The following is a 14,224-nucleotide window of genomic DNA, read 5'->3' as shown; positions in this document are numbered from 1 at the left end:
CCAAACACCGACGCAAACCCGGCGCTAATCCCGGCCATGAGCAAAATGCGCCTGTTTTGGTGCTGCTGCTCTTCATCGGTCAAAAACTCATGCGCGGCTGGTTCCAGATCGTCGTCAAGCGCCGCTCGCAAGAATTATTCATGCTCAATTTGCTGCTCATCACACTCGGGGCCGCATGGATTACCGAACGCGCCGGTTTGTCGCTGGCGCTGGGGGCCTTCATTGCCGGCATGCTGATTTCAGAAACCGAATACAAACATCAGGTTGAAGAAGACATCAAATCCTTCCGCGATGTGCTGCTGGGCCTATTTTTTATCACCATCGGCATGCTCTTAAACGTGCGACTGGTGATCGAATACTGGTGGCTGGTATTGCTGCTGCTAGCCGGTCCGGTGTTTCTCAAATTTGTCCTCATTACCGGACTGGCAAAAATCTTCGGCTCCTCCACCGGCGTGGCGTTACGCACCGGTCTGGCGTTAGCGCAAGCCGGAGAGTTCGGGTTTGTGCTGCTCAGTCAGGCTGGTGGCCTGCATTTGATGGACCCGTTGCTGATCCAATTGATTCTGGCCTCGATGGTCCTATCCATGCTGGCTGCGCCATTTATCTTAAACAATGCCGACGCCATCGTCATGAAGCTCTCTGCCAACGAATGGATGATGCAATCGCTTGCCTTAACCCAACTGGCAACACGCACGATGGCGACCCAAAAACACGTCATCATTGCCGGATTTGGTCGCAGCGGACAAAGTCTGGCGACCTTGCTGGAAGAGGAGGGCATTGGCTATCACGCCCTCGATCTCGACCCGGATCGGGTCAACGAAGCGCGTGCCGCCGGAGCCCAGGTTTCCTACGGCGACGCCTCCCGTCGCGAGAGTCTGGTCGCCGCCGGACTCCATCGGGCCGCAGCGCTCGTCATTACCTACGCCAGCACACCGTCAGCCTTACGCGTACTGCATCACGTCCATGAACTTGCGCCCGCGTTACCCGTCATTGTGCGCAGTTACGACGATACCGATCTCGACAAACTACGCGCCGCTGGTGCCGCCGAAGTCGTGCCCGAAGCGCTCGAAGGCAGCCTGATGCTGGCATCGCACGCGCTAGTCCTGCTGGGTGTACCGTTACGGCGCGTCTTGCATCGCGTACAAACCTCACGCGACCAACGCTACGCCTCACTACGCGGCTATTTTCATGGGGCAGGGGACGCCAGCGACAGCGAAGATTATTTGCAAGAACGCTTGCATTCCGTCACCTTGCCAGAAGGTGCAAAGGCGATCGGCAAGTCCGTCGCCATGCTCGACTTAAGCACGCTCGGCGCAGAGATCAGCAGCGTGCGGCGCGGCAAAGGTCGTATCGATATCAGTGCCCAGACAGTCTTGCAAAGCGGCGACGTGGTCATTTTGCGCGGCGCAGCCGAGGGCATAGCGAAAGCTGAAGAACGGTTATTTACCGGTTAAGACGGTACTTTTGAATCTGCTCTGGCTTGTTGTAACGTATACACGACTTGATGCGACGCAACCTTACGGAGTTCAACGATGGTTCTTTTTTCAAAAATTGCACTGACCTGCTGCATATTGGTCTTAGCGTTGAGCGCAATGGTCGCCTGTTCCCCGCTCACAGCGATCAACGCTGTCACCACCAGCAGTACCTACACTAAAACTTGCGACATACTTTACGGCCCACATCCCCGCAACGGACTAGACGTTTATACGCCCAAAAATTTACACTCCCCGGCTCCGGTTGTTTTGTTTTTTTACGGCGGAAGTTGGAATAGCGGCGCGCGCGGTGATTACGCTTTTGTTGGCGAGGCGCTGGCCTCACGCGGCATCGTCGCCGTCATCGCAGACTATCGGCTCTACCCGGAAGTCCGCTACCCGGCTTTTCTTCAGGACGGTGCGCAAGCACTCGCCTGGACAGTCAAAGAAGTCGCCAAATACGGTGGCGATCCGCAGCGCTTGTTTGTGATGGGGCATAGCTCCGGTGCTTACAATGCTGCGATGTTGGCGCTCGATCCACGCTGGCTGGCCGAGGTGCATTTGACCCCTGCCGTATTGCGCGGCTGGATCGGTCTGGCCGGGCCCTATGATTTTATTCCGATTGAAAATCGCGATGTCCGTCCGGTATTTTTCTTCCCCAATACCCCGACCACATCGCAACCGATTAATCACGTCACGTCGCACGCGCCACCAACATTATTATTGGCCGCCAGCACCGATAATCTGGTCAATCCTGTCCGCAATACCGGCGGTCTTGCCGCCGCATTGCGTGCGCTCCAAGTGCCTGTCACAGTGGAATATTTTGAACATGTCGGTCACGCCACATTGGTCGGTGCAATCTCACGTCCATTGCGGAGTTTGGCCCCGGTGCTAGACGCGGTCGATATATTTGTTCAAGAAAATGCAGGCGAAAATACCGCACAAAAAATGACAGCACGCAGGCACGAGGAGACTGTTGATGCATCCAAGAAATAGCTGCACTGACGATTGCCCTGAGTAGATGCGTCGCATCGTATTGAAAGGTACGCCCTAGCCGCCCAGCAAGATATCCTCAGCCGACGCCGAACGACTTCCCGGCAGCGGCGGATTACTCGCCCCATGATAAGCAAACACCACCGACTCTTTGATGGCATGGCTATTGTTTCTACCCGCCGCATGGAACAAGCCGCTATGAAAAAACACCACGTCACCCGGGTTCAAATGGAGCGAAATACCCTGCGCAAACAGCGCCTGATTCTCAGCAACATCCGGTCGTAGAAAATCAAGGCCATCCATTTGTGCCGGAGATATATCGAAGCGATGCGAGCCAGGAATAAAACGCAGGCCGCCATTGTTTTCGTTCTCATCATCGAGCGCCAGCCATACCGAAATTAACGCATTGCGTGCAAACGACCAATAGCGGATATCGCGATGCCAGCCAGTGGCCGTGCCGAAGTCGGGGTGCTTGGTCATCACGCAATTGTGATGCGCCAGCGTCAGGCAAACAGGTTCGTTCAATACTTGCGCCAACATCGCCACCAGAACCGGATTGACTGCCCATGCGCGATACGATGGATGTCGATGATAGGCATCGCGCAAGCGTCGCGCTGTGCGCCCGCCCACGCTATCGAGCGAGCCTGGCGCACCCGCGTAACCGACCTCCGATTCGTATTCCAACGGGGCCACCGCATCGTGCAAATGTTGATTCGTCACGGCAACCATTTGTGCGCAATCCGTGGCCGAGACAAAGCGCGGTAACACCAAATAACCGTCTGTTTCAAATGCCGCCATCTGCGTCGCAGAAAGAGGAGTGTTCATGTTCATCACGACGTTCCTATGTTTCAACAATGTGCGTAATACATGGATGGGCGGGTTATATATCCGCCCACCTATTTTCAGCCGGTTGCCTGCAATTTGTCAGATATCCCCAGCAGCGGCGCTAAATATTTTCCAGTCACACTCTTCGGATTCACAGCCACATCCTCCGGCGTTCCGGTGGCAATAATCAAGCCGCCGCCAGCACCGCCTTCCGGCCCCAGATCGACCAGCCAATCGGCCGTTTTAATCACGTCCAGATTGTGTTCAATGATGACCATGGTATTGCCCTGATCGCGCAGACGGTGGATCACTTTGAGCAGTAAATCGATATCGTGAAAATGCAACCCGGTGGTCGGCTCATCGAGAATGTACAGCGTGCGCCCTGTATCGCGCTTCGATAATTCGAGCGACAGTTTGACCCGTTGGGCCTCACCGCCAGAGAGCGTTGTCGCACTTTGACCAAGGCGAATATACCCAAGTCCGACGTCGAGCAGCGTCTGCAATTTACGTGCAATCACCGGCACCGGTTTGAAGAATGCATGCGCCTCTTCCACCGTCATCGCCAACACTTCCGTAATGTTTTTACCCTTGTAATTGACTTCCAATGTTTCGCGGTTATAGCGTTTGCCATGACAAACATCGCAAGGCACATACACGTCTGGCAAGAAGTGCATTTCCACCTTGATGACGCCATCGCCCTGACAAGCCTCGCAGCGTCCGCCTTTCACGTTGAACGAAAAACGTCCGGCGTTATAGCCACGTTCTTTCGCCATCGGTACGCCAGAAAACAAATCGCGAATCGGCGTAAATAAGCCGGTGTACGTCGCCGGGTTTGAACGCGGCGTGCGCCCGATCGGCGCCTGATCGACCGAAATAACTTTATCGAAATATTCCAGCCCGCTAATCGATTCATGCGCCGCCGGTTCCGCTTGCGAGCCATACAAATGGCGCGACGCCGCGTGATACAACGTGTCATTCACCAGCGTCGATTTGCCCGAGCCGGAAACCCCGGTAACACAGGTCATCAACCCCACCGGAAGCCGCATCGTGACATTTTTAAGATTGTTGCCACTGGCCCCGGAGATGATGAATTGCTTGTCGGGATTGGAAGGCGTACGTTTTTTAGGAACCGCAATTTTGAGCGTCCCGTTCAAGTATTTTGCAGTCAGCGATTTCTTGTTTTTCAGGATGTCCGCCAGTGTCCCTTGCGCAATAATTTCACCACCATGCACACCAGCACCCAAGCCCATATCGACCACATAATCAGCAGTGCGAATCGCATCCTCATCATGCTCCACCACCAGCACGCTATTGCCGATGTCGCGTAGATGCCGCAGCGTCTCAATCAATCGATCATTGTCGCGTTGATGCAAACCAATCGATGGCTCGTCCAGCACATACATCACGCCCGTGAGGCCAGAACCGATTTGCGACGCCAGCCGAATCCGCTGCGCTTCGCCGCCAGACAAGGTGTCAGCGCTGCGTTCCAGCGACAAATAATCGAGGCCGACATTGTTCAAAAATGTCAGCCGCGAAATGATTTCTTTAATGATCCGATCCGCAATTTCTTTCTTGGCCCCGGTCAGTTTGAGCTTCTCAAAAAAGTGCAACGTATCGTGTAATGGCATGGCCGCAACTTCATAAATCGCACGCTCCTGCTTGCCGTTACCGACCTTGACAAAGCGTGCCTCAATACGCAAACGCGCACCGTGGCAAGACGGACACTCTTTCTCGTTAATAAACTTAGCCAGCTCTTCTTTTACCGCCATCGAATCAGTTTCGCGATAGCGCCGTTGCAGATTATTGACCACGCCTTCAAAGGTATGGTCCTTGACTACCGGCTTGCCACGCTCATTAATATAAGTAAACGGAATCGTCTCGCGCCCGGAGCCGTACAGCACCACTTGTTGCGCTTTTTCCGACAGTTTTTCAAACGGCGTATCGAGATCGAATTCGTAATGCGCCGCCAGATTTGACAGCATTTGAAAGTAAAACTGATTGCGTCGATCCCAGCCTTTTACGGCACCGCTGGCGAGCGATAAATTAGGAAACGCAACAATCCGTTTAGGGTCGAAAAATTCGATATGTCCAAGCCCGTCACACTCCGGGCAAGCTCCCATCGGATTGTTAAACGAGAACAAGCGCGGCTCCAGTTCTTGCAGCGAATAACCGCAAGTCTGGCAGGCAAATTTATTCGAATACATATGCTCAACGGCGGTATCCATTTCAAATGCAATCGCGCGGCCCTCGGCCAGGCGCAATGCGGTCTCAAAACTTTCCGCTAAGCGCTGTTTGATGTCTTCCTTTACCTTCACGCGATCAATCACTACGTCGATAGTGTGCTTTTCGGTTTTCTTTAACTTCGGCAAATCATCGACTTCATAAATCTTCGCTTTATTGGTCCCGCTTTGAATCCGAAAGCGCACAAAACCTTGTGCCTGCATGCTCTCAAACAGATCAACATGCTCGCCTTTACGATTCGCCACGACCGGTGCCAAAATCATCAATTTGGTGTCTTCTGGCATCGCCAACACCGCGTCCACCATTTGCGACACCGATTGTGCAGCCAATGGCTTCTCAGGATGATCCGGGCAATACGGCGTGCCAACCCGTGCGTACAGCAAACGCAAATAATCGTGAATCTCGGTCACGGTACCGACCGTCGAACGCGGATTGTGTGAAGTCGCTTTTTGCTCAATCGAAATCGCCGGTGACAGCCCCTCAATCAGATCGACGTCCGGCTTCTCCATCAATTGCAAAAACTGACGCGCATAGGACGACAGCGACTCAACATAACGGCGCTGACCCTCGGCATACAACGTATCGAACGCCAGCGACGATTTGCCAGAACCGGACAGCCCGGTAATGACGATCAATTTGTTACGCGGTAAATCCAGATTGATGTTTTTGAGGTTATGCGTACGCGCACCCCGGATGCGGATCTCTTCCATGAACAGCTTTCTGCGTAAATTTTTTACGGCGATGGTTTATGTTGGAATTGGCGCTGGCGGCGTTGCATAACTATTAAGTTATTGGTTCAAAGCGGCCAAATGACGTAACTCATCACTATATCAGGGTACGGTTTTTTGAGTTTATTCTGATCGGCTTGTAAAGCGAGTGTTTATGCGGGTGTGGGGATAGGCGGTAGCTATAAGATCGGCTTTCGATGGTGACTGTTTATGGCTAATAAGCGGGACTGTCGGTTAGCTTGTTTATGAATAGTTTCAGAGAGATCTGCAGGCAGAGCTGTGAACGGTATCTGATGTTTGCGCAATGTATATCCCACAAGCTCACCAACCTTCTGGGTTAGCTTGTTCGTTGGCAGTTGACGATTGTTTTTCTCGCAGTACTAGTTCTACGTTAAGTTCCGCAAATGCGCGCAACAGCCGCTCAATGCTCGCCTTATTCGGATGGCGCTCCAATTGCGAAATGGTCTGTTGTCCGACCCCAACCCGATTAGCCAAATCCGCTTGCGTCAAGTGTCGTTTTTTCCGAAACGCAACAAATAAAGGGATTAATTGCTCAGCGGTATGGATGGGGAAGTCGCTCATTTGTTTCTTTCATTCATGCTTCATCGAATATTTTTTACGTATCATATTGCGTAATTTTGAATTACGCATCAAAGTACGTAATTCAAACTTACGTACTATGATTTGTATTTTTATTCTACAAAGGATATTGCGTACATTAAAGCAAAAAATCTCAGAAGCAGCATCACAGCTTAAAACGCATTTATGTAGTGTCATGAACGCCACAATCCCTGCGCCGCAGGTTTATAATCGCGTCCGTACTAAACATTTACCGCGTTGAGGTCAAGCCAGCTTCCGCGGTTACACATTAACAGGACTTACACAAAATCGCCCCAGCGTCGGTCTGCTTTGCTGGAGCAATTTTGTGTAAGTCCTGGTTCATTAAGATTGAGGAGAAACATATGGCGTCGGTCAATAAAGTCATCATCGTAGGTAATCTGGGCCGCGATCCCGAAACCCGCTACATGCCCAACGGCGAAGCGGTCACCAACATCGCCGTTGCCACAACGGAAAGCTGGAAAGACAAAAATAGTGGCGAAAAGAAAGAAGTCACCGAATGGCACCGTATTACCTTCTATCGCAAACTAGCTGAAATCGCCGGTCAATACCTCAAAAAAGGCTCCTCAGTCTACGTCGAAGGCCGCCTGCAAACGCGCAAATGGCAAGACAAAGACGGCGTAGAACGCTACACCACTGAAATCATCGCCGATTCGATGCAAATGTTAGGAAGTCGCCAGGGTCAGGGCGGCGGTCAATCGATGGATGACGGTGGCTACGATAGTGGCGACCGCGTTCAGGGCGGTGGCGGATCGTCTTCTTACAATAATGCACCATCCGGTCAATCGAACAACGCTCCGGCGCGCCCGCAACAATCAGCGCCTGCGCAACAACGTCCAGCACAAGCGCCAGCTTCACGTCCTACGCCGAATTTCTCGGATATGGATGACGATATTCCGTTCTAATGGATACGTTTTAGATGAAATGTATAAAATAATCATCAAAGCCCGCGCAAGCGGGCTTTTTTGTTCTTATTGTCATCTTTTGCCTAGACAGACTTCTGAGCGATAACTATTTTCCCCCGTCGAGCACCTCATGGTTGCGATGAAACATCAATCGGCATTAACCGTTTATTAGCTGCGTCAAGATCTGCCAGCCATTGCTTTAATGCCGCCGGCGGCTGGATTTGACGTTGCATTTTTTCAGCCAACGCGATGATGTTTTGTGCTTCTCGCACAGCATACAGTTCGGTATCGAGCCCTTGCATTGCACGCTCGAGTTCCGTATGGGAAGAGGCCAGATGGCGTAGCTCCTCGGTTTGTCCAATGGCTTGTTGGGCCTCTCGGATAACGTTCAGGCCCGACTCTATCGTTTTCAGTGCCTGCTGCAATGCTTTCGGCGGTGTCGCCAGTTTCTTGATGTTCTCCAGCTCTTCCATGAGTCGCCGCGCCTCCGCGATCGGGGAAAGTGCCAGCGTCATCTGGGCAAGACTGGAGGCCTCGGGAGATGCAAGGGCATGGGTTATCTGGCCTTGCGGTGAGCGCAATTTTTCTGAACGAACGAAGGCGACTTCCAGACCGAAAAATTGTCCGATCCGGTTGAGTGTGTTGACCGTCGGATTGCCAATTCCCCGCTCGATCTCCTTGATGACTTTGGCACTCACCCCGCGGTGGGCGGCAAACTCTGTTTGCGTCAGACGCGCTATTTTTCGCATCTTTTTTATCGTGTTTTGTACGCTGACCTCGCCCCGATTGATTGCCTCGTAGAGTTCGGTGCGGTGCTGCCGGGCGATATCCTTGTCAATGGGCTTTTTACGCGGGTTCACTTATTTTCTCCAAGCGAATTTAACTGTCGGATCTGTTCATCCATCGCGGGCTGCAGATAGGTCACGATGTCGGCGTCAACACCGGCCTGTCTCATGTGGCCGCCAAGTGCTGGCATTTGCAGACCGAAAGCGTACAGTTCCAGCCGTATGCGATCGGCTTCATCGGTCGTCAGTGCAAGTGCGGCGATGACATCCTGCCATTGCGTGAGCTCTTTTTTGGATATCGGGTGATACCAGCGCGCCGCGCGTGCGATCCCTTCCGGATCGAGATACATGGGGGCGAAATCGAATAGCGGGGTCAGGCGGACCGCATTGCCAATCTTTTGAACAGCGGTGTTGCGTGCGTGATTGTCAGTGTTGCGCATGGCCAGATTCAAGACGTCGCGCTTGAGAAACTCGATGGTCTCGCCAGTCTTGTCTGTCACGACGGTTCTGAGTGCGTTTAATAGTTCGAACTGGCTTGGCCGAGCGTCAAAGCCGACCAGACCCGCGAGCGAGGCGAGGCTTTCCTGATGGTGACGGATCACCTTGCCATCTTCAACGGCACGATCAAACCGGGGAATAAACAACAGGTCTTCAAGATAATCGAGCGTGCCAGGTGTCCGAATCCCCATTGCCTGCGCCACGCGCATATACGCAGCCTCATTTTTCAAGACCTTTTTGTCTGCCGCGGTAGTGCCACGTGGGCGTTTTACGATGAAGTGCGCAGCCGCCTGCGTGTCGGGCAGCGCCCCATCAGCGTGCCATAGGCCCTGCCGATCCGCCGTTAACAGATATTTGGGAGCGGCACCCTGAACTCCGGTTGTTCCTGCGGCCAACATGCTGTGCACCATCATGCGTTCGTGAAATGCTTCGCCGCGCTCCACGATTTGTTGAAGTGTCAATCCGTTATCGATACCTTGGGGATCATGCCGCTCAATATGTTGTTGAAAATACGCAACAGCTTGCGCAACGCGAACACGTCCGATGGGATTGAACGCCCCGGCACAGACGAGGGAAAAGTCGGCTCCGGGGCCGTCGGACCATCCTAGTTGCCCCAACAGGAACTGGCGTCCGGCACCCTGTGGGATCAGGTCATAGAAAAATGCTGGCCAGTGGGGAAAAACATGCAGGTCTGCATCGACCGGGAGTCGCAGCGATACGGGTTCCATGGTCTGGTCAAACGCGTAGTCCAGGTTGTATTCGAAGACATTTCTGGCGTTGCCTGGTTGGCGACCGGGATCCTGAACACTGATCGTGGCGCAGTCCAGCCATTGATCATCAACAAAGATTTGAAATTGACATTCCATTTAAAGGCTCCATTAGTACTATAAAGGTAGCTGATTTGATTAAGTAAGTCCATTTTTAGATACTTAAAAGAGTCTTTATGGTTATGTGTCTGGGCCGATCTGTGAGGAGTATTGGTATCTTATAGTGGGCTAAATTTTCTTTAATATGCAAAAAATAAGTCCTTATAAGAGATTTTTTTTGCTCTGATCTTTGCCAGGGCCAACGAACAAGGCCGTCATGGCCGTATCGTCTCAGCAGGTTTCCCGGTACTGGTCGGGCATATGAGCAGCAAGATGTCGCTTGGAACTGCCATCGGTATCGATGCAGCGCTGGCTTACTCGCGGGTAGTAGTGGCGGTGCTGGCTTTGCCGGAAACACGCGGCAAGTAATTAGACGGCGATTTGTCTTTGCCGAATAGTGCGTCCGAAACCGCAATCAAGGCGCACGCCTGAGTTGCCAATAACAAGTTGAACGAGGCATCCAATATGAACCGACGCACATTCAATGCCGGATTGGTCAGCGCTACGTTGGCAGTGCTTTCTCTGGTTGGTGCCGTGACTGTGTTGATCGTTGGTAAAGGGCTGAGTTCGAGTAGGGCGTCAGATTTCAAGCCGGAGTGTTAAGAGGGGATTCAGTTAAATAAAACCCGCTAAATGATGCATTTAGCGGGTTTTTTATCAAGGTCGGGATGTACTGGAAAATCAAGGGTGAATTTGCATATCTGGTTTTGAGCAAGTCGTGATTTCGGCCACTGGTCAGATGACAATAATGAGAAAAATCGCACCTGAAAGCTTTGTTGAGCTCACATTGTGGATAGCAGAACATACGAAATTTGGGGAGGCGGCTAAGCGTCGTCGTGATCTGCATCAAGCAGAAATTGTACAAAAACTGATATCAGATGGGCTGTCGTTGTCTGGCGTCCCAACCTCAAAACGAGGCCTGATGAAAAAACTATTAACCGACGCATGGCGCGTCAAAATTGAAGGAGCAACGACCTATGATAATTGACCAAACAACAGCCAATCGCTTCATCGATACTTATATGGACTTTCTCGAAACCCTGGTCAGCGATGAGGAAAAGCGCAGCACGCCGATCCTTGAAATGCTGGCGATTGGCCGAGGCCGTTATGCTGCCGATCGCAATCAACTTAATGTGTATCGCAGCGCCCACCCTGAAGCTGACGCCGAAATGCTGGACGCTATCGCGGCCATCCGTATTGGCTGCTGGGCCTATCTGAAAGATACACGTAGTTATTCGGTGCTATTACTCGAATGCGATACTACCGCTTATGCCGTACTGGGCCTGACTGATCCTTTGCGCACCATGGCGCAGGGATGCAACGGTCTGATGATGGAAACCGGGGTGCTGCCGTTGAACGGCCGCTGGGTTTGCGATGGATTATTCAAAAATCCGATGTGGATAGGACCAAACATGCGGCGTGACTTGAACGCGGAGTATCAAACAATGCGTAAAAAAGGCCGCTTTAGTTTTCGGCCTGCTGGTTCAGCTTGCTCAGCGACTGGGATGTTATGAAAAGTGGCGGTCGCGTCGATGTATTGGCGTATGGCGTCGTCTGGCAGTTCCAACAGGGGAAGTCTTTCGGCATTTTTATGAATAGTTGATAACGTGCCGAAATAATATTGAAATCAATAGCTTATGGTATGGAAATTAGTCTCTTTTTAGATCGTAGGAATGTGGTTTAACCGTGTAAAACACGCCGAGAAAATAAAAAACGAACTGTTGTCAGACAGTTCGTTTGATCAATACAAAAACTACAAAAATCGTATTAATCTCCAATCAATCCCGAATCTCCAAAGCCCGATTCAAACTCAAGGCCCCCAACGAGCACACCGCGCCGGACAGCAAATACAGACTCACATAAGCCAACCCAAAATGCGCTGACAGCCCAAGCGCGACCAACGGCGCGAAGCCTGCACCAACCAGCCACGATAAGTCAGAAGTCAACGCCGCGCCGGTATAGCGATACTTGGCAGCGAAATTAGCGGTCACGGCGCCTGCCGCCTGACCGTAGGACAAGCCCAGCAAGCTAAAGCCGACCAGGATAAAAATATTCTGCCCCAGCTCGCCGCCGTCCATTAACGTCGGCACGAACCCACTGAGTACGGCAATCATTAACGCCAGCGCGCCCAGCGTGGTGCGTCGTCCGAAACGGTCGGCGATCAGGCCGGAGCAGATAACGCCGACGGCCATGAGGGCTGCGCCGATGACTTGAATGACCAGAAAGTCACTCAGTGAACGGGTCGAATACAGGGTGATCCACGACAGTGGGAATACGGTCACCAGATGGAACAACGCGTAGCTGGCTAAGGCGGCTAAGGCACCGATGAGCACGTTCGAGCCTTGTGTTTTTGTTATTTCGACGACGCCGATTGGCTCCAATTCTTTCTCATCGAGTAAATGGGCGTATTCCGGGGTGGACACCAAGCGCAAGCGTGCAAACAGGGCGACGACGTTGATGGCAAAGGCGCAGTAGAACGGATAGCGCCAGCCCCAGTCGAGGAAGTCTTCTGTGGACAGGTTGGCGATCATATAGGCGAACAGTCCACCAGCGATCATGAAGCCGACCGGCGCACCCAGTTGACCAAGCATCGCGTACCAGCCGCGCTTGTTTGCGGGAGCATTGAGTGCCAGCAATGACGGCAGGCCGTCCCACGAACCGCCCAAAGCAATACCTTGACCGATGCGCAACAGTGAGAGCAAGACGACGGAGGCAAAACCTAAGTGTTCAAAGGCTGGCAAAAAAGCAATCCCGGCGGTGGAAATGCCGAGCATGAACAAGGCGGCGGTGAGTTTGACTTCTCGGTTGAAGCGGCGCTGAATCGCCATGAACAGCACCGTGCCAAAGGGCCGTGCCAGAAACGCAAAGGAAAAGATGACAAACGCATACAGCGTGCCTTCGAGTCGCGGCTCGAACGGGAAGAAAACCGACGGAAATACCAACACCGAGGCGATGGCATAGACGAAAAAGTCGAAGTATTCCGAGGCCCGGCCAATGACCACGCCGATGGCAATCTCGCCCGGTGCGATAGCATGATGGCCATTGCCAGGACTGGTGTTGGCGGGTGTTGTATTGCGCGCATTACCGGTCGATTGCGGGAAGGAATCGGCGGGAAGTTCGTTGTTATTGATAGGAATGGAGGTCATAATCGTCACTTCTTAAGTGGGGTTTTGGTCTGTAAGTAGGTTATAAATAAGCCAAACATGCGCCAAATATACGCAAAAACCCAAGCCAAATATTGCCTGCAAGGGTAGGACAAAACGTCCAATCGCCATCGCGCCTTAGTCGATGTACATTATCATAATTCTTAGTCCTTATTAGGAACTTTCCTGCATGATTTCCCAGATAATTCGTCGCGGATTACTCCTCCTGCCTGTTGTTTTGTTGGCGGGCTGCAATATGGTGGTGATGCATCCTTCAGGGGATATCGCCGACCAGCAAGGTCATCTCATCGTCGTCTCTACATTGCTGATGCTGTTGATCATCGTGCCGGTGATCGCATTGATCATTTTGTTTGCCTGGAAGTACCGAAAAAGCAACACAAAAGCAGCTTACGAGCCGGATTGGGATCATTCGACCCAGCTTGAACTCGTGATCTGGGGCGCGCCGCTGCTCATCATCATTGCTCTGGGTTTGATTACCTGGATCAGCACCCACACGCTTGATCCGTACCGACCACTGTCGCGGCTCGACGCCAACCGGCCGATTCCTGCTGAAACCAAAACCATGGTGGTCGAGGTGGTGGCGCTGGATTGGAAATGGTTGTTCATCTATCCCGATCTGGGCATTGCCACGGTCAACGAACTGGCCGCGCCCGTAGACGTGCCGATCCGCTTCAAGATCACGGCGTCGTCGGTGATGAACTCGTTTTATATTCCTGCGTTGGCCGGTCAGATTTACGCGATGCCGGGGATGGAAACGGCGATGAACGCGGTCATCAACAAGCCGGGCGAATTTGACGGTTTCTCCGCCAATTACAGCGGTGCGGGGTTCTCCGACATGCGCTTTAAGTTTCACGGCATGACACCGGAAAACTTCGAACGCTGGGTGCAAAAGACCAAAGCCAGTGGTGAGCTAAATCGTGCGGGTTATTTGGCACTTGAAAAGCCTAGTCAGAAGGAGCCGGTGCACCATTACGGCAGTGTTGACGCCACGCTGTACCACGCCATTCTGAATCGCTGCGTCGATCCTGCCAAGCCGTGCATGGACAAATTGATGATGACCGATGTGAACGTTAAACCGGGCCAAAAACATGAATAAACATCTTCAAGCAATAGTGCGGATAGTGCGGAC

General features: G+C 52.4%; 13 protein-coding genes and 1 pseudogene. 7 read left to right on the top strand and 7 right to left on the bottom strand.

Features of this window, described 5'->3' with window-relative positions:
• Window positions 1–1,454: cation:proton antiporter domain-containing protein (locus ACVBEF_RS03665; protein ID WP_447122585.1), on the top strand; the 1,454-nt coding region annotated here is incomplete at its 5' end.
• A gap of 78 nt (window positions 1,455–1,532) precedes the next feature.
• Window positions 1,533–2,468: an alpha/beta hydrolase gene (locus ACVBEF_RS03660; protein WP_447122584.1), complete on the top strand. Its 936-nt coding sequence runs from the start codon at window positions 1,533–1,535 to the stop codon at window positions 2,466–2,468.
• 54 nt (window positions 2,469–2,522) lie between these two features.
• Here ACVBEF_RS03660 and ACVBEF_RS03655 read toward each other — a convergent pair whose 3' ends face one another.
• The 3 genes from ACVBEF_RS03655 to ACVBEF_RS03645 form a co-directional block, all read right to left on the bottom strand.
• Complete coding sequence (locus tag ACVBEF_RS03655; RefSeq protein WP_447122590.1) at window positions 2,523–3,290, bottom strand: phytanoyl-CoA dioxygenase family protein; 768 nt, start codon at window positions 3,288–3,290, stop codon at window positions 2,523–2,525.
• 77 nt (window positions 3,291–3,367) lie between these two features.
• Entirely contained in the window at window positions 3,368–6,241 is a 2,874-nt protein-coding gene (uvrA, locus tag ACVBEF_RS03650; protein ID WP_447122583.1) for an excinuclease ABC subunit UvrA, read from the bottom strand.
• Between the two features lie 339 nt (window positions 6,242–6,580).
• The gene (locus ACVBEF_RS03645; protein ID WP_447122582.1) at window positions 6,581–6,841 is read right to left on the bottom strand and encodes a helix-turn-helix domain-containing protein; all 261 of its coding nucleotides are present in this window, start codon (window positions 6,839–6,841) and stop codon (window positions 6,581–6,583) included.
• 380 nt (window positions 6,842–7,221) lie between these two features.
• Between ACVBEF_RS03645 and ssb the strand changes: the two genes are divergently transcribed.
• A complete protein-coding gene (gene ssb, locus ACVBEF_RS03640; RefSeq protein ID WP_447122581.1) occupies window positions 7,222–7,782 on the top strand; it encodes a single-stranded DNA-binding protein in 561 nt (186 codons plus the stop codon).
• A gap of 128 nt (window positions 7,783–7,910) precedes the next feature.
• Here the strand turns inward: ssb and ACVBEF_RS03635 are convergent, their stop codons facing one another.
• On the bottom strand, window positions 7,911–8,642 hold the full coding sequence (locus tag ACVBEF_RS03635) for a helix-turn-helix transcriptional regulator (RefSeq protein ID WP_447122580.1): 732 nt from the start codon (window positions 8,640–8,642) through the stop codon (window positions 7,911–7,913).
• Window positions 8,639–9,931, bottom strand: coding sequence for a type II toxin-antitoxin system HipA family toxin (locus tag ACVBEF_RS03630; protein ID WP_447122579.1), 1,293 nt, complete (start codon window positions 9,929–9,931; stop codon window positions 8,639–8,641). Before ACVBEF_RS03630 ends, ACVBEF_RS03635 begins: the two co-directional genes overlap by 4 nt.
• Window positions 9,932–10,150: 219 nt before the next feature.
• Between ACVBEF_RS03630 and ACVBEF_RS03625 the strand changes: the two are divergent.
• Window positions 10,151–10,300, top strand: a pseudogene (locus ACVBEF_RS03625) (MFS transporter); the annotation flags it as partial.
• Here the strand turns inward: ACVBEF_RS03625 and ACVBEF_RS03620 are convergent.
• Entirely contained in the window at window positions 10,246–10,521 is a 276-nt protein-coding gene (locus tag ACVBEF_RS03620) for a hypothetical protein (RefSeq protein WP_447122578.1), read from the bottom strand. The pseudogene ACVBEF_RS03625 and the gene ACVBEF_RS03620 sit on opposite strands and share 55 nt — an antisense overlap.
• Window positions 10,522–10,649: 128 nt before the next feature.
• On the opposite strand from ACVBEF_RS03620, the gene ACVBEF_RS03615 reads away from it, so the two are divergent.
• Window positions 10,650–10,919, top strand: coding sequence for a hypothetical protein (locus ACVBEF_RS03615; protein ID WP_447122577.1), 270 nt, complete (start codon window positions 10,650–10,652; stop codon window positions 10,917–10,919).
• A complete protein-coding gene (locus ACVBEF_RS03610; RefSeq protein ID WP_447122576.1) occupies window positions 10,909–11,445 on the top strand; it encodes a hypothetical protein in 537 nt (178 codons plus the stop codon). The genes ACVBEF_RS03615 and ACVBEF_RS03610 overlap by 11 nt, the downstream gene beginning before the upstream one ends.
• Window positions 11,446–11,709: 264 nt before the next feature.
• On the opposite strand, the gene ACVBEF_RS03605 is transcribed toward ACVBEF_RS03610, so the two are convergent.
• Complete coding sequence (locus ACVBEF_RS03605; protein WP_447122575.1) at window positions 11,710–13,077, bottom strand: MFS transporter; 1,368 nt, start codon at window positions 13,075–13,077, stop codon at window positions 11,710–11,712.
• 187 nt (window positions 13,078–13,264) lie between these two features.
• On the opposite strand from ACVBEF_RS03605, the gene cyoA reads away from it, so the two are divergent.
• Complete coding sequence (gene cyoA, locus ACVBEF_RS03600; RefSeq protein WP_447122574.1) at window positions 13,265–14,191, top strand: ubiquinol oxidase subunit II; 927 nt, start codon at window positions 13,265–13,267, stop codon at window positions 14,189–14,191.
• Window positions 14,192–14,224 lie beyond the last annotated feature (33 nt).

This window comes from Glaciimonas sp. GG7 (genome assembly GCF_052976905.1).
Note: the sequence above shows the minus strand (reverse complement) of the source record. Positions and strands in the feature narration are given on the sequence as shown.